General features: G+C 63.0%; 16 protein-coding genes. 7 read left to right on the forward strand and 9 right to left on the reverse strand.

From position 1 onward, the window contains the following. Positions 1-61: 61 nt before the first annotated feature. From VNS12_RS07835 to VNS12_RS07860, 6 genes are read left to right on the forward strand one after another with little or no spacing between them, the layout of a single operon-like run. Positions 62-919: a substrate-binding periplasmic protein gene (locus VNS12_RS07835; RefSeq protein WP_325487272.1), complete on the forward strand. Its 858-nt coding sequence runs from the start codon at positions 62-64 to the stop codon at positions 917-919. A 43-nt stretch (positions 920-962) separates the two neighbouring features. Next, a complete protein-coding gene (locus tag VNS12_RS07840) occupies positions 963-1,571 on the forward strand; it encodes a zinc metalloprotease (RefSeq protein ID WP_325487273.1) in 609 nt (202 codons plus the stop codon). Between the two features lie 3 nt (positions 1,572-1,574). Then, positions 1,575-2,972 (forward strand): hypothetical protein, encoded by a 1,398-nt coding sequence (locus tag VNS12_RS07845; protein WP_325487274.1) that lies wholly within the window; start codon positions 1,575-1,577, stop codon positions 2,970-2,972. Positions 2,973-2,983: 11 nt separating this feature from the next. After that, positions 2,984-7,198: a VWA domain-containing protein gene (locus VNS12_RS07850; RefSeq protein ID WP_325487275.1), complete on the forward strand. Its 4,215-nt coding sequence runs from the start codon at positions 2,984-2,986 to the stop codon at positions 7,196-7,198. Further along, positions 7,195-8,211: an AAA family ATPase gene (locus VNS12_RS07855; RefSeq protein WP_325487276.1), complete on the forward strand. Its 1,017-nt coding sequence runs from the start codon at positions 7,195-7,197 to the stop codon at positions 8,209-8,211. The genes VNS12_RS07850 and VNS12_RS07855 overlap by 4 nt, the downstream gene beginning before the upstream one ends. Next, positions 8,211-9,086, forward strand: coding sequence for a DUF58 domain-containing protein (locus tag VNS12_RS07860; RefSeq protein ID WP_325487277.1), 876 nt, complete (start codon positions 8,211-8,213; stop codon positions 9,084-9,086). Before VNS12_RS07855 ends, VNS12_RS07860 begins: the two co-directional genes overlap by 1 nt. A gap of 114 nt (positions 9,087-9,200) precedes the next feature. Here the strand turns inward: VNS12_RS07860 and VNS12_RS07865 are convergent, their stop codons facing one another. Together VNS12_RS07865 and VNS12_RS07870 are read right to left on the reverse strand one after the other, a co-directional pair. Continuing rightward, positions 9,201-9,614, reverse strand: a complete 414-nt coding sequence (locus VNS12_RS07865; RefSeq protein ID WP_325487278.1) for a c-type cytochrome — start codon at positions 9,612-9,614, stop codon at positions 9,201-9,203. 2 nt (positions 9,615-9,616) lie between these two features. Next, complete coding sequence (locus VNS12_RS07870; protein ID WP_325487279.1) at positions 9,617-11,194, reverse strand: flavin monoamine oxidase family protein; 1,578 nt, start codon at positions 11,192-11,194, stop codon at positions 9,617-9,619. 391 nt (positions 11,195-11,585) lie between these two features. On the opposite strand from VNS12_RS07870, the gene VNS12_RS07875 reads away from it, so the two are divergent. Then, positions 11,586-12,296: an outer membrane protein gene (locus VNS12_RS07875; RefSeq protein WP_325487280.1), complete on the forward strand. Its 711-nt coding sequence runs from the start codon at positions 11,586-11,588 to the stop codon at positions 12,294-12,296. 45 nt (positions 12,297-12,341) lie between these two features. Here the strand turns inward: VNS12_RS07875 and VNS12_RS07880 are convergent, their stop codons facing one another. The 7 genes from VNS12_RS07880 to VNS12_RS07910 all read right to left on the reverse strand — a co-directional run bounded on the left by VNS12_RS07880 (position 12,342) and on the right by VNS12_RS07910 (position 20,359). Continuing rightward, positions 12,342-13,418, reverse strand: a complete 1,077-nt coding sequence (locus tag VNS12_RS07880; protein ID WP_325487281.1) for an ABC transporter ATP-binding protein — start codon at positions 13,416-13,418, stop codon at positions 12,342-12,344. Positions 13,419-13,420: 2 nt separating this feature from the next. Continuing rightward, on the reverse strand, positions 13,421-14,650 hold the full coding sequence (locus VNS12_RS07885) for an AGE family epimerase/isomerase (RefSeq protein WP_325487282.1): 1,230 nt from the start codon (positions 14,648-14,650) through the stop codon (positions 13,421-13,423). Next, positions 14,647-15,462, reverse strand: a complete 816-nt coding sequence (locus VNS12_RS07890) for a carbohydrate ABC transporter permease (protein ID WP_414693091.1) — start codon at positions 15,460-15,462, stop codon at positions 14,647-14,649. Before VNS12_RS07890 ends, VNS12_RS07885 begins: the two co-directional genes overlap by 4 nt. Before the next feature lie 53 nt (positions 15,463-15,515). Next, positions 15,516-16,406, reverse strand: coding sequence for a carbohydrate ABC transporter permease (locus VNS12_RS07895; protein WP_325487284.1), 891 nt, complete (start codon positions 16,404-16,406; stop codon positions 15,516-15,518). Positions 16,407-16,531: 125 nt separating this feature from the next. Then, a complete protein-coding gene (locus VNS12_RS07900) occupies positions 16,532-17,851 on the reverse strand; it encodes an extracellular solute-binding protein (RefSeq protein WP_325487285.1) in 1,320 nt (439 codons plus the stop codon). 100 nt (positions 17,852-17,951) lie between these two features. Beyond that, positions 17,952-19,220: a neutral/alkaline non-lysosomal ceramidase N-terminal domain-containing protein gene (locus VNS12_RS07905; RefSeq protein WP_325487286.1), complete on the reverse strand. Its 1,269-nt coding sequence runs from the start codon at positions 19,218-19,220 to the stop codon at positions 17,952-17,954. Continuing rightward, a complete protein-coding gene (locus VNS12_RS07910) occupies positions 19,220-20,359 on the reverse strand; it encodes an N-acetylglucosamine-6-phosphate deacetylase (RefSeq protein WP_325487287.1) in 1,140 nt (379 codons plus the stop codon). Before VNS12_RS07910 ends, VNS12_RS07905 begins: the two co-directional genes overlap by 1 nt.

Below are 20,359 nucleotides of genomic sequence, written 5' to 3' on the forward strand. Positions count from 1 at the left end.
CGGTACGCCGCTGGAGCCATTGCCTTTAATGCGTTTCCGACGCGCTGAGAGGATGCCGCCTGTGTATCGGACTGTTCTGCGCTCTTTGATCGTGTCTCTTGCCATTACCGGTGCGGCAACGCCCGGATACGCCCAGCAGGATATCGATTTCATCCCGCGCGAATTGTACGACGAGCGGATGCGGCCGGAAGGCAATACCCTTACCTTCTGCATCAATCCCCTCGGTGTCCTCGCCGATTTCGAGCGCGATTTCGCCCAAACCATCGGCGATACGCTGCTGACCGACGTTTCCTTTTACGAGATCAAGGCCAATGACTGGCCGAGCAAGCCCTTGCCGTTCGATTATCGTATCGTTCTGGGCGAAGATCAGATGTTCATCATGCTGGCGCAGGAATGCGACGGCTTCATGGGATTTTTGCTCTCGGCCAGCAATCCCACCTGGATGACCCTCACCCGCCCCTACCTCAGCGCCAGAACCGTTCTGGTGCGCAAGGATGGTGATGCAGCGCTGGAATCCCTGCCATTCGGCGACACCGTCGGGGTGCGGATGATGGCGGCGGGAGACAACCGGCTCATCCAGTACCTGGGCGCCCAGCCGGAAGGCCGGACCTGGCGGCGGACCCCTTATCCCGATAACGAGCTAATGTTCAGACGCCTCGATGACGGCACCATCAGCGCCGGGCTGATCTGGGAGTATGGCCTGTTCGGCGCGACGGACGGCGACCCCGCTGCAGCGGGATTGAGCTATACCTACGCCCTCCCCTTTCCCATCGATCCCATCGAAATCGGCATTGCCACCCGGGCCGAGGATGGGTATCTCAACGGCATGTTGTCCGATGCTATCGCGGCACTGGTCGAAGACGGTACAGTAGAGGACCTGCTGCGCCAGCACGGTCTGACTGCCGCATCGGAACAATAAATCCCGGCCACAAGGCGGGAATAGGCAAGACAAGGTTCGGACCATGTTCGATCTGAGCTTTCTCCAGATTGTATCGCGCGCCATCGGAGCGATCATCGTTTTGAGCTTCATGGGCTTTGCCGTGGCGCTCACGGCGCGCGCGCTGGGCGACAAGGGCCCCGTCTATGACCGCAAGCTGACCCTCAACCCGTTCGTCCATGTCGATCCGCTGGGGTTCCTCGCGTCGATCCCTGTGCGCACTGGCTGGATTCGCCCCATCCAGATCGATCCCGCATCCTGCAAAGGCGGGCGCGTTGCACCTGTTATCGTTGGCCTTGTCGCCCTATTGGCCGTTTTCGCCCTTGGCCGCATCCTTCCCCTTGCCCTGCCATGGGTTGCCACCTCCTGGCCGACCAGCAGCGCCGCCTTCGTCGATGCGACCATCCGCATGACAGCCGATATCGCCGCCTGGACGATTGCGCTGAACCTGCTGCCTTTCCCGCCGCTGATCGGGGGCTATCTGTTGCAGGCCGTCGCGCCCTCCGCCCATGCGTGGATGGTCAAGCGTCACTTCTACATCTCGATCGCCCTCGCCGCCGTCCTGATCCTTGCCCATCGCACCCCCGCGCTTTCGGTCCTTGGCGACACGGCGCGTTTGCTCGGCGCGCGTTGACCCTTGGCCAACGTCACCGCCCCCCACGATCCGATTATCGAACTGCTCGACGCCGTCATGCGGCGGCGGCGCATTCGCGCGGCGCTCCGGGTTGGCGTTGCCGGATTGATCGGCGGGTTGGCGCTGTTGGTCGCCGGCTTGGCATCCAACCATCTTGGCTGGTTCGCTGCCGATCCGATGCAAGCTTTCGCCATAGGGCTTGTGGTAGCGGCGTCGTTTGCCGGTTTGGTCATTGCCAGAACCGCGCCAACCGAACTGGCAACGGCCTTTGCCATCGACCGCACCGAGAATTTTCGCGAAGCCTACGGCACCGCCGTCGAACTGATCCGCAAGCCGGGCGGCCAGACCAATCCGGTTGTTGCCGAGTTCTTTGATCGGATACGGCGCACAGTTGGCCCGAGCGCGCCCGACCGGCTGGTCCGCCTGGTTACCCCTGGTCTCACACTGGCCCTGATTGCCGCCTTGCTACTTGGCGGTGCGGCGTGGGGACTGGCGCGTATGCCCGTTCCGGACAGACCTGCCCTTGCGCTTGAGCAACTGGTCGAGCCCGATCCGCTCACCGCTGAAACCGTCGCAGCCCTCGCCGAACGGCTGGCCGAAGATGCGGAGCGGCGCGACGATTCCCTCCTCGCAGCCATCGCCAACGAATTGGCCCAGAGAGCCGAGGCCGCTGGCAGCAGCGATCTTTCCGATGCCCTCGCCAGCGACGTGGACGACCTGCTCTCACAAGCCGCAGCGGCCTATGGCGATGCCGTTCCCGATTGGCTGGCCAACCCTTCCGGTTCGAGCCTCGACGAGGAGGCGTCAGAAACCGCCGAAGCCGTCCCCGGCATGCCCACCGGCCCACTTGACCCCACCAGAAGCCGCAATGATGTGCTGGCGTCCGAGCAGGGCCCCGGCCTCTATGAAGCGCGGCCCGAACTGGCCGAAATGTTTGCCGACCGCAACGCCGACGAAACTCTGGCCAGCGGTGCGGTGACCTCCAGCGCCGAAACACCTCTCGATCTGGGCGGCAGTTCTTCCGGCGATATGCCGCAACTGATGCAGCCAGACGAACTCCAGTCGATCGGCAGCATTCCGGTTGGCGCGGCGCTCGACTCCGGACGCGGGCTGTCCAACGCCGCCGGGCTCGGCCAGGAGGACTTCCAGATCGACGATGCCTTCGCCCATCTCGACGCTGCTCCGGGCGAGGATATGACTGTGAGCGCGGAAACGCAGGCTGGGGGCAGTCGTATCCGCATTGATATGGTGCCGGAAACCAGCGACGCCGCCGTCGCCGGGGCGGCCAACGCCATTGCTCCCGGCGCAGGCCATGGAACAGCTGGTTCCACCGCCCGGGATTACGTTCCTGCCAACGCCCGAGAAATAGCCGCCCGCTATTTCGAACGCGCCGCACAATAGACGAGGCGCCAATGTTGGGCTTTTCCGCACCCTTGTTCGGTCTTCTTGCGCTCGCCGCAGGGCTGTTGTGGCTCCTGCACAGCCGCCGGAAATACCGCGAGATCGTTCCCAGCCTTACGCTATGGCGTGAACTTGTCGACGAAGCGCGCCCGCGCGCCCGCGCCCGCCTCGTTCCGCCGCTGACGCTGCCCTTCTTGCTGCAACTGGCGGCCATCCTGCTTCTGGCCGCAGCGCTTGCCCAGCCCTACTGGGGCGATCGCACCACCCCCGACCATCTGGTGGTGGTGCTCGACACCGGCGCCTCCATGCAGGCGCAGCAGGACGGCTCCCCGCTGTTCGACATTGCCCGCGAAGCCGTCGTCTCGGAGTTCGGCAACAACTGGCGGGCGACGCCCAGCCGCGTGTCGGTCATCAGCGCCGGGCAGCAGCCAGCCTATATCGCGGCCCGCCGGGTCTGGTCGGATACTGCCCTTGAGAACGGCCTCAACGCTGCACGCCTCACCGATGGACCTGCCGACTGGGCCGGTGCGCTCAATCTGGTACCGAGGGTGATCTTTGAGGACGAAACGACCGAAGTCCTGATCGTGTCCAGCACACATCTGGACGAGACGACCCTGCAACGGCTACCCGATATCACCGTCTCCCAGCGCATCTTCCCTGCCCCGTCCGACAACTCGGCAATCAGCGGCACGCTTTCGCTCATCGACGCTGCGGAAAATCGCTGGGACTTCGCTGGCACCGCGCGCCTTGCTGAAGGCCGCGACGACCTCGCCATCACCATCCAGTATGCCGCTGACAGCTCGCGCACCCCGCTTACCTGGGAGACGATCTCCGTAACCGCTCCGGATGACCCCGGCGAGGCCGTTCCCTTCACAAAAGAACTTGAGTTCCCCGGCCCGGGTATCGTCACCGCTTTTATCGGTCCTGACAGCAATCCGCGCGACAATCGCCTGCGCTTCGTGGTTGAACCCGCTGCCGAACAGCTCAACGTCCTCTATGTGGGTGACGGCCAGCAGCACGTGCTGCGCGCGCTCGACGCGGTTGGCGGCGTGCAGATTTTCCGCCACGATGACCTCAGCGCCGCAACAGACGGCTACGATCTGGTGATCACCGATGGCGCAGAGTTTCTTGCGGCCGCGCCCACCAATTCGCTCTCCATCGTCGTCGGCGACACGATCCTCGCCGATCCCGATCCGGACCAGTGGGACACCGCCCATCCCCTCTCGCGCGATATCGACTGGACGGCGTTCGACATCACTACCGCCAGCGGGCTTGAGCCTGTGGACGGGGAAACGATCATCCTCGCCGCCCGTGGCGTGCCGTTGATCACGGCACGCACCACCGAGGCCGGTCGGCAGGTGCGGATCGGGTTTGATCCTGCCGATTCGAACTGGCCACGCATCAGCGCCTTCCCGGTCTTCGTCGCCAACCTGATCGACTGGATGGGCCGCACGCCGGGCACTGTGCCCGCGTCCAGTTGCACCGCAGGTCAGGCCTGCCTCATCGACGCGCGACTGCTGGGCCAAAGCCTGCTCAATCTCGAAGCGCCCGCCGCACCCTCCGCTACCGTCTCCCATGATGGTTTCGTGCCCCAGCAGGCCGGACTGTTCCGCGTCGGCCAGGGGACGACCACGCGCCTGATCGCCGTCAATCCCGCGCCCCGGGCCCCGGTAACGCCCCCGGCAACGCCGGAGTCATCCGCAGGCGCATGGCCAGAAGGCTTGGCCCCGTGGCTGATCGCCGCCGCATTGGCCGTGCTGCTTGTCGAGGCGATCGTGTGGTCACGCTCGACGCCACTCCTGTCCCGCCCTTCAGCCCTGCGCATCATCACGCTGGCCATGCTCGCCGCTGGCTTGTTCAATCTGGCGTGGCCATGGATCGAGCGCACCGGACAAACGGTCCTCATCATCCCCGGCCTCGATCAATTGTCCGAAAGCTCGACTGGAAGAGTAACGCTGACAGCAGGCACAATCGCATCCGGTCCGGATGGTACAGTTCTGGCCGATATCGGGTCGGAAACATCCATCGACGCCAGCCCGCTGCGCCTCACCCACACCGCCGCCGCCATCGAACTGGCCGCAGCCATGCTCGATGATCCCGCCACCGGCCACATTGTCCTTGCCGGCGACACCTTGCCCCTGCCATCGGTGGGAGCCAGCCTGGCTGCGCGCGGCATCGTGGTCGATTATCTGGTCTCGCCGCAACTCGATGAAGCCGAGATTCAGGTTGGGCGCATGGACCTGCCCGCGAAAGTCCTGCCGGGCGAGACGGTGCCGGTCACCGCGCTGGTCCATTCCAACAGCCCGCAATCTGTCACCATGACGCTGAGCGCCAACGGCGAGCGTCTGGCCGACCAGCAGATCGATCTCGACCAGGGCCAGAACCGCATCGAGGCCGTGCTGCCCGCCATCGAAGAAGGCGAAAGCTTCGTCGAATTCAGCCTCGCCGCCGCCGACCGCTTTCCGCAAAACGACGCGCTCGGCCAATTGATCGCCGCCGCGCCCAGCCGCCCCATCGCCATCGTTTCCGCCGACCCCGCCCATGGCGAAGCCCTGGCCAACCTGCTGGACGATCAAGGCCTTGAAGCGACGCCGCTCGTCCCCCGCCGGGCGCCCTACTATCTCAAGGACTGGCTGGAATACGGCGCGGTGATCCTGCTCAACACGCCCGCGCTCTCGCTCAACACCTTGCAGCAGACCCTGCTCGAAACTGCGGTTCGTGACCACGGGATGGGCCTGCTGCTGCTGGGTGGTCCCAACAGTTTCGGCCCCGGCGGTTATTTTGGCACCGCGCTGGAGGCCATGTCGCCCCTTTCCAGCCGCGTGCCACAGGATGCCCCCGAGGTGGCCATGGTGTTCGTGCTCGACCGGTCGGGCTCGATGCAACAGCCGGTCGGCGAAGGCACCCGTCTCGACGTCGCCAAGACCGCGACCGTTGCGGCTACTGAGTTGCTCAACCCTCAAAGCCATGTGGGCATCGTGGTGTTCGACGCCGAAGCGCGCACCCTGATGCCCCTCACACGACTGGCGGACGATCCGCAGGCCGTCGAGCAGGCCCTTGAAAAGTTCGATGCTGGCGGCGGCACCTCGATCTATCCGGGTCTCGTCGAGGCCTATTCCATGATCCGCGGGTTCGACGCCCCCGCCAAGCATCTCGTCGTCATGACGGACGGGCTGAGCCAGCCGGGCGACTTCCCCGGCATCATTTCGCTCCTGCGCGCTGAAGGCGTCACTGTCTCGGCTGTCGCCATCGGCGAACGCGCTGATTTCAACGTGGCGCAGACCATCGCCGAACTGGGTGGCGGTTCCGCCCACGTCACCGCTGATTTTGCCGCGCTTCCGGCGATCCTGTCTCAGGAAGCGATGCTGCTTGCCTCTCCGATCGAAGAGGGCGTGACCCGTCCGCGCTGGACCGATACCAGCGCCGCGTTCCTCAGCAATCTGCCACCATCGCTGCCGCCGTTGGGCGGATTCGTCGGCACTACCGCCAAGCCCGAGGCGACCCTTGCCATCACCACCACCGATGCAGAAGGCCGCGACATGCCGATCCTGGCGCATTGGCGCTATGGCAATGGCCTTGTTCTGGCGCTCGCCACCGACGCCACCGGCCCCTGGTCCGGCGCGTGGCAGGCTCTCCCGCAATACGGGGCGCTCTGGGCTGATATCCTGCGCCAGTTCCAGCCGCAGACGCCCCGTCCCGGCCTCTCGCTCGCCACAGAGGGCGACGGCGAATATCTGCGCCTGCACCTCAGCGCGCTCGATGAAACCGGATTGCCGCTATCCGGCCAGTCGCTGCTGGCCTCGGTCACCGCCCCCAATGCCGAGATCGCACAGATCGTCCCGCTGGTCGAAACCCGCCCCGGCAGCTATGAAGCGGCGAGCGCCCTTGGCGCGACGGGCCGTTACGCCATTTCCATCGCCCGCGCCCCCGATACCGAACCGCTTGAGAGCGCCTATTACCACTCTTACGATGCGGGCTATGATTTTACTCGCACCGGCGGAGCCTCCGCTCTCGCACAAGCCACCGGCGGCAGGGCGCTTGAGCCCGGTGACCTCGCCGCAAGCACGGGCTATCGCATGATCTGGCAGGCCAACTGGCCGCTTTGGACCCTGCTTGCCTTCGCCTTTTTACTGATCGATCTGGCCCTGCGTTACCTCGGTCGCGGCAAACGCCGCCGCCCGGCATCGGCCTTCCCGCAATCCCGCCAAGGAACAATGACCTCATGACCGCGACGTCCACTCCCACCCAAATTTCCGAAGGTCTGGCCCGGTTGAGTCAATTGCGTGACGCCTTGGGCCACACCCGCACCGCCATCGGCAAGGCCGTTATCGGCCAGGAACCGGTGGTCGATCTGATGCTGATCGCCCTGATGGCCGGTGGCCACGTGTTGCTCGAAGGCCCTCCGGGCGTAGGCAAGACCCTGATGGTTCGCTCGCTCGCCAAGGCCGCAGGACTGAGCTTTTCACGCGTGCAGTTCACGCCGGACCTGATGCCTGCCGATATCACCGGCGCGTCGGTTCTGGTGCCCGGTACCGAAGGGCGCGCCCAACTCGAATTCCGCAAGGGCCCGATCTTTGCCCAGTTGCTGCTGGCCGACGAGATCAACCGAGCGACACCACGCACCCAGTCGGCGCTGCTCGAAGCCATGCAGGAAGGAACGGTCTCCGCTGGTGGCGCGACCATGATGCTGCCGCGCCCGTTCTTCGTTCTGGCGACCCAGAACCCCATCGAAATGGAGGGCACCTACACCCTGCCCGAAGCCCAGATCGACCGGTTCCTGTTCCGCATCGACGTCCCCTACCCCGACCGCGATGTGCTCGCCCGCATCCTTGCCGCCACCACCGGCACTGAAGATGACGAGTTGACTCAGGCCATGTCGGCAGAGGACATTGTCGCCCTGCAAGCCCATGTCCGCTCGGTGCCCATCGCGTCGCCATTGCAGCAGGCGGTCGCCGATCTGTGCCTTGCCACCCAACCTGGCCTTCCGGGAACCGACAAGGACGTGGCCCGCTACATCCGCTTTGGCGTCAGCCCGCGCGGCGCGCAATCGTTGGTCATCTCCGCCAAGGCCCATGCCTTCATGGCCGGCAACAGCCATGTGTCGGTCGAAGATTTGCGCGCAGTGCTGCTGCCGGTGATGCGCCACCGCGTGCAGCTCAATTTCGAAGGTCGTGCGGCCAATGTCGATATCGATGGGCTGCTGCTGCGCCTGTTCGACAAGATCATGAGCCGCATCTGATGCGTCCGCCCGCTGCCCTTCTCGAACGTCTCAACACCACACGGCTGCTGCCCAGCGCGGCACAGCCTTCGGTGGGCATTGGCGAACGGCGCTCGCAGCGCAAGGGACCGGGCATGGAATTTGTCGACCACCGGCCCTACCAGCCGGGGGACGATACGCGGCACCTCGACCTGCATCTTTACGCCCGGACCGGCGACTTCATGATGCGCGAATATTCCCTCAACCAGCAGTTGCCGGTCACCATCGTGCTGGACCTGTCCCCTTCCATGACCATCGGGCGGGGAGAAAAGAGCGACCGCAGCCGGCAACTGGCTCAGCTGCTGGGCTTTACCGCGCTGGTCGGCGGGGATCGGGTCCAGGTCATCGTCCCCGAGGGAGACCAGTTGCTTGTGTCCGATCGCTGGCATGGAGCGACCCGGGCCGAACCGATGTTCGACTGGATTTCCCGCGCGTCCGCCTCCGAGACGCTCGAATTCCCCAAAACCCTGTCCCGCCTGCCCGAGCATCTTCCGCCGCGCGGCATGGTCATCGTCATCAGCGACTGGTGGGACGCAGGGGTGGAGCCTGCCCTCGATAGTCTGGCAGCCCACGGGCAGGAACTGCTCGGCATTCAGGTTCTCTCTCCGGTGGAAATCGATCCCGCCGCCATGACCAGCGGCACGGTCACCCTTGAAGACGCGGAAACCGGAGATGAAATCGAACTGCCGGTGGATGCGGCCCTTCTGAACCGCTACCGGCAGCTGTTTGCGGCGCGCCAGGCCCATATCGAGGCCCAGTTCAACCGCCGCCAATGGCATTTCATTACCGTTGCGACAGAGGACGACCTCACCGGTCTGTTCACGCACACCCTTCGCGCCAGGGGCATCCTCTCCTAATCCATATCCCGATCCGGCTCGACCCGCAAAAAAGCCGACGCGCGCCCGGCGGGGCTCACATCGGCTTGACAGGCGTAAAAGACCCGGCGGATCGCCCGCCGGGTCGATAAGGGATCAGCGGGCCTCGGCAACCATATCTGCGGTCGCAACAGGATCGGCGTAGTCGTTGCCGAAACTGGTGCGGATATAGTTCACGACCGCAGCAACCTGCTCGTCGTTGAGGATGCCGCCAAGCGGCGGCATTCCACCCTGACCATGCAGCGTGATGAAGATCGGGTATTCGGGAAACGCGATCATCTCATTGCCCGCCAGTGCAGGGTATTTGCCTGCGCCTTCGGCGCCTTTGCCCTCGGGCATATGGCAGGAAATGCACACAGCCTCATAGATGCCCTGGCCGGTCTTCTGGGTGAGCACGGTGGAGCTGGCAAACAGCTCCGCGCTCTCGTCGACCGCCGGGGCCGCATCCTGTGCGAAAGCGGCTGTAGCGAACAGGCCGGTTGCGGCAAGTGCGATAAGGGTACGCTTCATGATCACTCTCCTGCTTCGCTGACGGCCACGTCATGGAGACGGGCAATGGCATCGAGCCCTGACAGCAAGGCTCCTTCCATCCAGGCCGGCAGATAGGACAGATGTTCGCCCGCACACACGATGCGGCGATCCATCGCCACGCCGTCCTGATACTGGGCTTCCTTGTCCTTCCACTGCCCGTTACAGCCAAGGGTCCACGGCACGCGGTGCCATGCAACGGCAACGCCAGCCTTGAACTCCTCGTGGTACTGCGGGTGGATTTGCGCGCCGTATTCGAGCGCCTTGGCCACCCGCTCCTCCGGAGGCAGCGAGGAGAACTGGTACGCGGTTGCGCCCCAGGAATAGGCCCCCAGCAGAACACCCGGCTTTTTGGCCAGATAGTCGGTGGACGGGTACGAAATCTGCGTGATCGGCAGATCGGTGTAGGTCGTGCCGCCGTAGATGTGCTCGTCTTCTTCCCAGAACCGGCGCTTGAACTCCAGCCCGACCTTGATCGAGGTCGCATACGGCATGGTGTTGATCACTTCCCTGAGCGGCCCCGAGAAATCGTGGTCGATCTGGCTCAGGATCGAGAACGGAATCGTGCAGACGCAGTAGTCTGCGGTCGTGGTGACTTCCGCTCCGCCGTTGTCCTTGTCCTCATACGTCACGGTCACGCCGTTCTCATCCTGACGGATGCGGGTCACGCGCTTGTTGTAGGTGACGAGGTCGCCCAGATTTTCCGCCATCGCCCGCGCGATCATGTCCATGCCGCCGCGCGGCTGGAAGATCGGCATGGAGCCGTTAAGGGCTTCACTGGTCGCCAGATGCCGCCACAGGCCGGACTCGAGCAACGTGGAAACGTCGAGCGGATCGTTGGGGATCGGTGCGCCATCGACGCCACCGCCGGGTGCGCGCTCATAGCCACGCCGACCGCTGGCGCTGTTGGACTTGACGTATTCATTGTCGTTATTCAGCGCGCCGAACGTGCGCAGGCCCGCCAACAGATTTTCCTTGTCCTCTTCGGACAGGACTTCATCCAGCGCACCCTGATTGGTGACCTTGGACAACAGGTCTGAAATGTGGCCGCGGAAGTCGGCGTTGATCTCGCGATAACGGACCGGCTTGCCATCGAATGCCTTGGTCGAGTGGACATAGGCATGGTTGTTGATCTGGATCAGGGGCTCCAGTTCAACATCGAGGCGACGGCAGTAGTCGAGGATCCCGTAGTGGTTGTACGGGACGCGCCACGGACCCGGGTTGAAATAATTGCCCTCGGCGAAATCGACCTGCTGGACGAACCCGCCCAGTTCTTCATAGGTATCGCCGCTGCGCAGCGTCCAGCACCGGCCGCCAGCGATCTCGCGGAACTCGATGACTTCGACTTCGTAGCCGGCATCGCGCAGTTCCATCGCCGAGACCATCCCGGCAATACCTGCGCCCAGGATCACGACCTTTGTGCCGGCGGGCGCCTGCCCCAGCTCGATCGGACCTGTGTAGGGTGAGGCCTGCGCCAGTCCCATCAGACCCATGGCCTGATACATAACCGCCGCGCCGCCAACAGCGCCGACCATGGAGAGGAACTGTCTCCTGGTAGGCATATTATTATTTTCTAAGGTTTCCATAGCTGTCCTCAAGACTTGCAGAACACGCTATTTTTCGGAAGTTTCGTTCTCCGGGTCAAGTCACAGACAGTACGTTCTTTTTGTCAGTATGGCGTTTTTTGAAGATTTTTTGCTTGCATTCCCGACCTGGGAAAATAGCACCCTACAACAAGTAACAATTTTTCCTTTTCTGCGACTATCTCATTGGCGGTCGACAACAGAATGCCCACCCTCTCTTGAACAACAGACTTCGCTGGATCGCAGCTGGCGGACGCGGCATCAGGCCGATGTCAACCGGTCCAAATACGCAGATCCAAGGTTTAAAAGATCCTGTTAGCTTCTTGTTTACCATAGCTTTCTACGATCTCAGATTACGAAATCGGAGGGCATGATGAGACTTCGGGTACTGCTTTTGCTCGTAGCCGGATCGATACCCGCTCCGGCTATCGCCGGCGATGCACATCTGTTCAGCGGCGTGGACGTTTTTGGCTCAGCAGTATTGGGGTCTTCGAAGACGACAGACGGCGGCGCTCCCGTTGCTGGCGGCGGCATCGTTGGAAACCTGAGGTTCGGCCCTGCCATAGCGATTGGTGGGCATGTTGGATATCAATTCGACAATCCTTTTTCGGCCTTCCTAAGCTACCGCTATACCCAGGGCGATGTGGGCTGGGACGTATCTTTTCCAAGGGTAGGTGTTTCCTCCGGATTTGAAGGATCATCGATCAGCAACGCCCTGCTTGGCAATGTCGGCTACCAGATGCCCCTGTCGGAGACGACAGCCGTCACGGCCCATGCTGGCGTGGGACTATCCATAAACACCCTGTCCGGCGTGACCGAATTCGACAACCAGACAGGACAGTTTCTTGCCACTCTGGCTGATCATTCCGTGTGGAGCTCTGCAGCGCAGATCGGTCTCGGTATCGAACACGAGATCAACTCCAGTGCCAAGCTGTCCCTGGGCACGTCGCTTCTTTATCTGGGCGGCTTTGAAACCGACGCCTTCCGGACCGGGAATCTCGGGACGACCGAAATCAATCCTTATCGACTCAACGATGTCTGGACGACGGGGCTCAACCTGTCCTTGCGATTCGAGTTCTGACTTTCCCACGCCGCCTGCGCGCCATGGCGGCAACGTCGGGACGGCTTAGTTGACGCGCATTTCCGTTTCTGCATCAAACAGATGCACACCATCGAGCCGGGGCACGAAGCGCAGCGTTTCGCCCGCTGCAATGGTAATGCGGTCGCGCAGAACGCCGATGATGGTGTCTCCGCCCACACTGGCTGTGAAATGGGTCTCGGCGCCGGTCGGCTCGACCAGCGATACCGTTCCTTCGACAGCCTCGGGCTCGCCGGACACAATGATGTGTTCGGGTCTGAACCCCATGACGAGGTTTCGCCCCGCCAAAGACGGGTCCAGCCCTTCCGGCAGCGGGAACTCCGCTCCGCCCTTGGTCCGAAAGACCGCCTTTGCGTCCTTTCCAACCACGGTGCCCTCCACGAAATTCATCGACGGCGAGCCGATGAACCCGGCGACAAACCGGTTTGCTGGCCGGTCATAGAGTTCCAGCGGCGCACCGACCTGTTCGACGATGCCGTCGCGCATCACCACGATCCGGTCCGCCATGGTCATGGCCTCGATCTGGTCGTGGGTGACGTAGATCGTGGTGGTCTTGAGCCGCGCGTGCAGCTCCTTGAGTTCGGCCCGCATCTGCACGCGCAGCTTGGCGTCGAGGTTGGACAGCGGCTCGTCGAACAAAAACACCTGCGGATCGCGCACGATGGCCCGCCCCATGGCGACGCGCTGGCGCTGCCCGCCGGATAGCTGACGCGGGTAGCGTTCAAGATAGTCCGCCAGCCCCAGTATCCGTGCCGCGTCTTTCACCCGCTCATCAATCTCGGCCTTTGGCTTGCCCGCCAGCCGCAGCGAGAACCCCATATTCTGAGCAATGGTCATATGCGGATAGAGCGCGTAGTTCTGGAACACCATGGCGATATCGCGGTGCTTGGGCTCAACGTCATTGATGACGCGATCCCCGATGCGGATATCGCCGCTGGTGATATCCTCCAGCCCTGCGATCATGCGCAGTAGGGTAGATTTCCCGCAACCCGAGGGACCGACCAGCACGACGAAAGCGCCATCGGGCACCTCCACCGATACACCATGGATGGTTTCGACCGCACCGTAGGATTTCTTTACATTGACGATTTCGACGGCAGCCATGGTCAATCGCGCTCCCTGTTTGAAGTCATTCTGTCTATCGCCGAAATCGCCCCCAACAGGCTCAGCCCGGTATGATAGCCGGGATCGAGATCGGGGGTGGCGGGCACATAGTCGATTGGACCCTCAGCAGTCCGGCACTGGTAGGCGATGGGCGGGGTTTCCCGCCAATACCATGTAAAAAACGCCTCATGCGCAGTGCGCCAAACCGCCAGAACCCGCTCCGAACCGGAGAGTTCATACAGCAGCGCTGCGGTACGGATGGTTTCTGGCAGCGACCACCACGGACAATAAGGACTCAGGCGTTCACCGGTCGCGACCGATACGGTCAGCGCAAGGCCCGGCTTTGCATATCCCGCTTCGAATGATCCGCACAGGATGTTTTCCAGCGTCTCCAGCACATCTGGCGCGGCCCCGGCCCCCAGATGATCGAGCGCAAACCCTGTGAACTCGATGCCGTGCCCCACATTGCTCACATCGCCCCCCGGAACGTTGCGCAGCAGGCCGCTCGCCGGGTCGAAATGATGGGTCAGCACGTGATCGATGAACCTGTCGGCAAACGCCGTATGCGTTTCGCCCGCTCCGATGCGGCGCAGCAATCCCGCCGCGCCCAGCAGGATCATGCGCGGGCCGAAATCCGCATCCTGCTCTGCCAATGTCTCGATCCCTAGGGGCGCATGCTCATCGATCTGGAAGCGATTATCTTCGATGGCGGCAATAACTTTCCCCAGCGCTTCCAGATTGTCATCCAGTGATGGCAGTCCGAACCGCGCCGCTGCGGCAACCATGCCCTTGGCCACGAAGGCATCGGAGAAGGTGTAGATGTCCGCTGGCAGCGATTGCGCCGTCCAACCGCCACCATCCAGCCGCCGGATGGGCGTATAGGCCTTGTCGTAGCAGAAATAGGCGTGTCCGCTTTCGCTGGTCAGCCCATCAAGCGCCGCACAGAGATCGCGCGCCGCCGCATCAAGACGCCCGGCCAGTTCCGGCTGAACATCATCAAAGAACGCGGCATGCAGCGCCAGCGATTCCAGCCCCCTGCCCTGTATCCACCCGAACAGGAAGTCCGGCCCGCGCAACCCGTCCTCCGGCCCGTAATCGGCCAGAGTGAGCGGATTGAGCTTGGTGTTGAGATACACCCCGTCAAGACGCGGACGATCGAGCAACCAGTCTAGTGTGGCCACGTTGATGCGAACATAGTCGCGCCGCGCCGCCTGAAAAAAATCCGTAGTCATTCCTTAAGCCCAGTTCCGGCAACGCCTTCGACGAAATTCTTACGCAGCAACACGAACAGCGTAACGCTCGGGATCAGGACGATGGCCGATGCGGCGCTGAGTTTGCCCAGATCGACGGTGAACCCGGTCTGGAACAGCGCAAGACCAACCTCAATGGTGTAGGAGTCGCGCGTCGTCGCCACGATCAGCGGCCAGGCAAACGCCGTCCACGCCTGGAAGAAGGCCAGCACCGCCAAGGCCCCCAACGCGCTGCGCAACAGCGGCAGGACGATGAAAAAGAAAATCCACAACTCCCCCGCCCCGTCGATCCGCGCTGCCTCAAGCAACTCGTCGGGGATCGAGTGAATGACGTTCTGGCGAATGAGGAAAATCCCAAAGCTCATCACCAGATAGCCGATCAGCAACCCCCACAGCGAATTGAGCAGGCCCAGCGACTGCACCTGGAAATAGAGCGGGATCATATAGACCTCGAACGGCACGATGGCCGTGGCGAGGATGACAAGAAAGATGATGTTCAGCGAGCGGTAGCGGAACTTGCCCAGGATATAGCCCGCGATTGCCGATGTAGCGAGGATGGCCACGGTGGATAGCGCCGCGAACGCAAAGCTGTTGAACATCCACAACAGCAGCGGCGTGTCGTTGAGCACGGCGGTGATGTTGTCGAGCGTGGGATTGTTCGGCACCAGGGTCGGCGGCCAACTGATCAACTCCTGCGGCGTTTTGAACGCGTTGGCGACCAGCATCAGCAGCGGCAGCACCATGATCAGCCCGAACAGGACCAGAAAAGCATCGATGGAGCGGTCCACCAGCATGCGCTTGCGCGCGCTATTGCCACGTGATGGCGTGCTGGACAGTGACTGGTCGCTCATGAGCGGCCTCCCTTCTCACGCAGCAGCGTGAACTGGATCGCCGTGAGGCACAAAACGATGGTCAGCAGCACAACCGCCTCCGATGCCGCATAGCCCACGCGATAATTGCGGAAGGCGTTCTCCAGCATATCGAGCACCAGAACCCGCACCTGCCGCCCCGGCGCGCCCTGCGCATCGGACGCCAGCACGAACACCTGCGCATAGACGTTGAACGCCGAAACCAGCGTCACCACCGACACATAGAGCGTGATCGGCTTGAGCAGCGGCATCGAGATGAACCGGAACGATTGCACCCCCGATGCCCCATCGAGACGGGCCGCCTCGAACAGCGAATTGGGCAGGTTCTTTAACCCGACCAGATAGATGATCACCGCATAACCCAGCGCCTGCCAGGAACACAGCACGATAACCGCCACCAGCGAGAGGGTCGGATCGAACAGCCAGGACTGCGCCGGAATGCCGAACAAGCCTAGAAACGCATTGAGCGGCCCCAGCTTCGCATCAAAAATCCATTTCCACGCCATGGCCGCCGGCACCAGCGAGGCCACATGCGGAATGAACACCGTCGTTTCATAAAACCCGGCGAACCGCGACCGCGTGCGGTGATAGATCAAGGCGGCGATGATCATGGCCAGCGGAATGGTGATGACCAGGACGCCAAAGGCAATGATCGACGTGTTGCGCAAGGCCTCCCAGAACAAATGGTCGCCGAACAGCTCACGGAAATTTTCCAGCCCGATGAAGGGCTTGTTGCGCGACAGCAAATCCCATTTGTGCACGCTGAGGCGCAAAATCTCGCCGATCGGCAGGATGCGCACCCAGAAATAGATCGCCAATGTGGGAAGAATGGCGGCAATCGCGAACAGCCAGCGCCTGCGCTTAAGCATGTCGACCTCGCGTTGTCGGTTGACCACACCTTCCAAAGCGTTTGGAAGGGTTCCGGCCCGGTGTCGGACCTGCGATCCGCCGGCCACATTGGGCCGGCGGTTTGCTTGAGACGGAAAGACCCGCCTTATTCGGCCAGCAGGCCTTCCCGACGCAGGATCTGGTTGGCTTCGTCTTCAGCCGCCTGCAACAGGTTACCGATCGCCTCGTCGTCGCCCGCCAGTTGCGGTGACTCGAATGCATTGGTCAGCTGTGCTGCAATACGGGTCAGCACTTCCTCGCTCGGTGCCAGAGACGGCAGGTTGAAGAACTGATAGCCTTCGGGATAGTCGACAAAGGCGGCGAAGGTCGGCGTCGCCTCGATCACCGGGCTGTAGTCGACATCGCTCCGGTTGGGCAGCCAGCCGACATTTTCCAGCATCCACACCAGATTGTCCGGCTCGTTGGTGGCCACGGCATAGTCCCAGGCCGCCTGACGGGCTGCATCATCCTCGGCGCTGACGAACATGTTGACCGGCAATCCGATCGCCCCATAAGGCATGGGCGCGGTTGCATAATTAAGGTCGGGAGACTTGGCGGCGATATCCCCGATCACCCAGCTTTCGCGGATGAACATCGCCGTCTGTTCGCGCTCGAACGCCTCTGCGTCTGCGGGCGAATCCACAGCTACAGTCTTGGAGATGTGGACGTTGTCGAGATACTGAGCCAGCGCGGCCCGTCCGGAATCTGTATTGAGATTGACGCGGAACTTGCCGGGGGTGACCTCTTCGATCATCATCCCGCCGTCGAACTGGAACATGTTGATCCAGAACTTTTCGGCAATGCCCTGTCCGCCGCCCGAGAGGCGAAGCGACCAGCCGCTCACCTCGATATTGCCGGCGTCATCGCGCTTGGTCAGCGCCTTGGCGTAATCGGTGTACTCGGCCATGGTCTGCGGCGGGCCATCGAGTCCGGCCTCCTCGAACATGTCGAGGTTGTAGAACAGCGCCGACTGACCGCGGAACAGCGGCACGCCATAGATGGTGCCATCGGCACTGGCCGCATCGACGAAGAATTCGCCAAAGCTGTCGGGATTGCCGACAAAGGCGACGACATCTTCAGGGGCCGCGTCGACAAGCTCGTTCTCGATATAGCGGCTGGCGATGGCGTTGTTCATTTCGATGACGACCGCGCCCGCCGAACCCGACGACAGCCCCAGCGCCACGCGGCGCTCATGCTCGCGCAGCGGAATGGCCTGCACATCGATGGTGACGCCCGGATGGGTTTCCTTGAACCCCTCGGCCACATGCTCATAGAACGGGGCCAGTTCGGGGTAGCCCGACCAGACGGTGATCGTCTGGGCCTGGGCGGCGGCCATCCCGGCCAGCAACGCGCCAATGGCGGCTGATCCGAGCATGGCGTTACGCGCCATTGCCCGCATGACGGTGGTCTGTTTTCTGTTCGACATTCTCTCGCTCCCTTTCATATTTTGCGTCCTCCACGCATTTGAAGGCTGACATGCAACCGGTTGCGCGTCAAGCAGCACCTTGCCACCGACGCGCGCTTTCTCATGCGGTTTTCGCCCCCTTCCCGGCCTGCTCCAGCGCATGTGCGGCGGCCTCGACAAGGCGCTCCGCCGACCCTTTCGCGAAGCTGGCGGGCAACCCGTAATAGCGGTGCGCCTCATCCACTTCGTAGCCGCCATGCGCATATTCAGGCGCTGGCGGAATGTATCCGGGATTATCGTCCGCATAGCAGATGACAAACCCCGGCAGCCCCATCAGCGTCCGTATATCGAGGGCGGTCTGGGAAAAAATCTCTCCGGGCAAAGCGGCCAATCCGACCCCACCCCAGCGCATGGCACTCACACGTGCTTGCAGCGGCAAAAGCGGATCCTCGGCAAAGCGGTGCGCCCACGCTGCCCATGCCCGGAAAATGACCTTTTGCGGTCCTTCTGCCTCGTCCGCCGCCATGCTCCATTGGCGCACCAGTTCGGGCAGGCTCTCGGCCTCCCGACGCTCGAAATCGAGCAGCGTCATGGCCTCGGCAAAAGCGGTTTTCTCCACCATGACCGGCTCCACCACCGCCTCGCAGACGCTCCTGGCTATGGCGCGCCCGATCCGTTCGGCCTCCGTATAGGTGCGCGCCGGATTGGCAGCGAGGCTCATCGACGCCTGCGCGGTGTGGCCGGTGTTGATGTCCCCCGCACACCCGGTCAAAAACACGGCCACCGCACCGGGAAAATACCCCTCGACCTCGGCGCGCAGAAAGTGCGGATAGTCCGCCGTCCAGAGCAGGTTGGTGGCGTCGAGCACCACCGGATGACAGGCATAAGAGGTCAGCACAGCGAGCGCCTCACCCCCTGCATTCCGGGCGATCAGCACCGGCAGCTTGCGGTCGATCGGCCCATCAGCATGCCTGCGGTTTTTGCCGATCCCCGGTTCGGCCCCATAGCCGAAATGCAAGCTGCATTCGCAGGCGGTTTCCCGGGCCATGCGCAGCGCCTCGACGCAGCCATCCTCCAGCATCTGGAGAAAGTTCGGCTCGGCCTCCGCCCCCAACCGTCCCGCCATCGAAACCGGGCCGCCGTGATTGTGCACCGCCGCGACCACCACGGCCCGCTCATCAAGTCCGGACCGCGCGCGGATGCGGGCGCTCATTGCCGCATCGATCCCCAGCACATCGGCAACGACCACCGCCGTATCGCCGATCACCAGCGCCCGCGCCGTCAGCCGGTCATGCGCGCCGGTTGCAGGCTCGGTGCGCGCGCCAAAGCCGGTCATCGCCAGCCCGGCGGGCGGGGTAATATCGACGACGCCCGCGCCCACCCGCACCATCAGCCCACCACCTTTTCGCCATCGAGCCAGACATCCACCACCTCAAGCGCCCCCTGTCCGGGAATAATGCGGAATCGGAAGAAATCCGCCCGTCCGCCGCGTTCGATCCGTCCCCGCCCATCGGCAAATCGTCCCGGATTTTCTGTCGCCAATGGCAGGATATCGGCCAGCGGCAGACCTGTGAGCGCCATCGCACTGACAATCCCTTCATTGAGATTGCGCGCAGCACCCGCCAGGTAGGGCGTACCGGCAATACCCAATCGCCCCTCAGCCGTCAGTTCCACCTGTCCACCGATGGCCTGATCGTAAAGGCCCGGCTTGAGCCCGCCCAGCGCCGCTACGTCCGAAACAAGGATGGAACGCTCAAGCCCCTTGGCCCGCACCATCGCCTTGAGCGTATCGGCCGGAAGGTGATGCCCATCGGCGATGAACGTCGCGGTCAACCGGTCATCGGCCAGTTGCGCCCAGATGAAATTGGGATGACGGGGCAGCGTCGCGGCGGCCCCATTGCCCAAATGGGTGGACAATTGCGCGCCCGCCTCCGCAGCGCCATGGATCTGCTCCGCCGTCGCGTCCGTATGCCCGATCGCGATGGCGATGCCCTCCCGGCGCGCGGCTGCGATGATCGCTTCGCTCTCGGGCCAATGGACCGAAAGGGTAATCAGCCTGACAAGTCCGCCACAAGCGTTCTGCCAGCGACGCACTTCCTCGATATCCGGTGCCCGCACCGCGCTCGCCTTATGCGCCCCGCGCGGCCCATCGATGGGCGAGATGAACGGCCCTTCCACATGGATGCCCGGCACCATCTCCCGCACCACCGGATCGGCCTCGCGCGCCTGTGCGATAGCGGCCAGCGCCTTGCAGATGTTGTCTTCTGTTTCGGTGATTACCGTGGGCAGGAATGTGGTCACCCCGTGTTCCAGCATGACCCGCGCGAGCTTTGACACCGTCTCGGCATCGACAGCGCCGTCATTGAGATCGAACCCGGCATAGCCGTTCACCTGCAAATCGACGAGCCCAGCTGCCAGATAGCAATCGGCGTCGCCCCCTTCGGCAATGGCCGAAATCGCTTCGCCCGCGCCAAAGGCCACGGTCTGCATACGGCCGGTGATGGGGTCGATCCCGCTGAGTTCGGTCAT

Source organism: Pelagibacterium sp. (genome assembly GCF_035555455.1).
GTDB lineage: Bacteria > Pseudomonadota > Alphaproteobacteria > Rhizobiales > Devosiaceae > Pelagibacterium.

Coding starts and splice junctions, on each gene's coding strand:
- VNS12_RS07905 (WP_325487286.1), bottom strand. CDS start 19,220: ATGGTGCGGGTGGGCGCGGGCGTCGTCGATATTACCCCGCCCGCCGGG.
- VNS12_RS07880 (WP_325487281.1), bottom strand. CDS start 13,418: ATGGCTGCCGTCGAAATCGTCAATGTAAAGAAATCCTACGGTGCGGTC.
- VNS12_RS07840 (WP_325487273.1), top strand. CDS start 963: ATGTTCGATCTGAGCTTTCTCCAGATTGTATCGCGCGCCATCGGAGCG.
- VNS12_RS07870 (WP_325487279.1), bottom strand. CDS start 11,194: ATGCCTACCAGGAGACAGTTCCTCTCCATGGTCGGCGCTGTTGGCGGC.
- VNS12_RS07890 (WP_414693091.1), bottom strand. CDS start 15,462: ATGCTGGTGGACCGCTCCATCGATGCTTTTCTGGTCCTGTTCGGGCTG.
- VNS12_RS07875 (WP_325487280.1), top strand. CDS start 11,586: ATGATGAGACTTCGGGTACTGCTTTTGCTCGTAGCCGGATCGATACCC.
- VNS12_RS07895 (WP_325487284.1), bottom strand. CDS start 16,406: ATGCTTAAGCGCAGGCGCTGGCTGTTCGCGATTGCCGCCATTCTTCCC.
- VNS12_RS07900 (WP_325487285.1), bottom strand. CDS start 17,851: ATGTCGAACAGAAAACAGACCACCGTCATGCGGGCAATGGCGCGTAAC.
- VNS12_RS07910 (WP_325487287.1), bottom strand. CDS start 20,359: ATGACCGAACTCAGCGGGATCGACCCCATCACCGGCCGTATGCAGACC.
- VNS12_RS07865 (WP_325487278.1), bottom strand. CDS start 9,614: ATGAAGCGTACCCTTATCGCACTTGCCGCAACCGGCCTGTTCGCTACA.
- VNS12_RS07885 (WP_325487282.1), bottom strand. CDS start 14,650: ATGACTACGGATTTTTTTCAGGCGGCGCGGCGCGACTATGTTCGCATC.
- VNS12_RS07860 (WP_325487277.1), top strand. CDS start 8,211: ATGCGTCCGCCCGCTGCCCTTCTCGAACGTCTCAACACCACACGGCTG.
- VNS12_RS07850 (WP_325487275.1), top strand. CDS start 2,984: ATGTTGGGCTTTTCCGCACCCTTGTTCGGTCTTCTTGCGCTCGCCGCA.
- VNS12_RS07855 (WP_325487276.1), top strand. CDS start 7,195: ATGACCGCGACGTCCACTCCCACCCAAATTTCCGAAGGTCTGGCCCGG.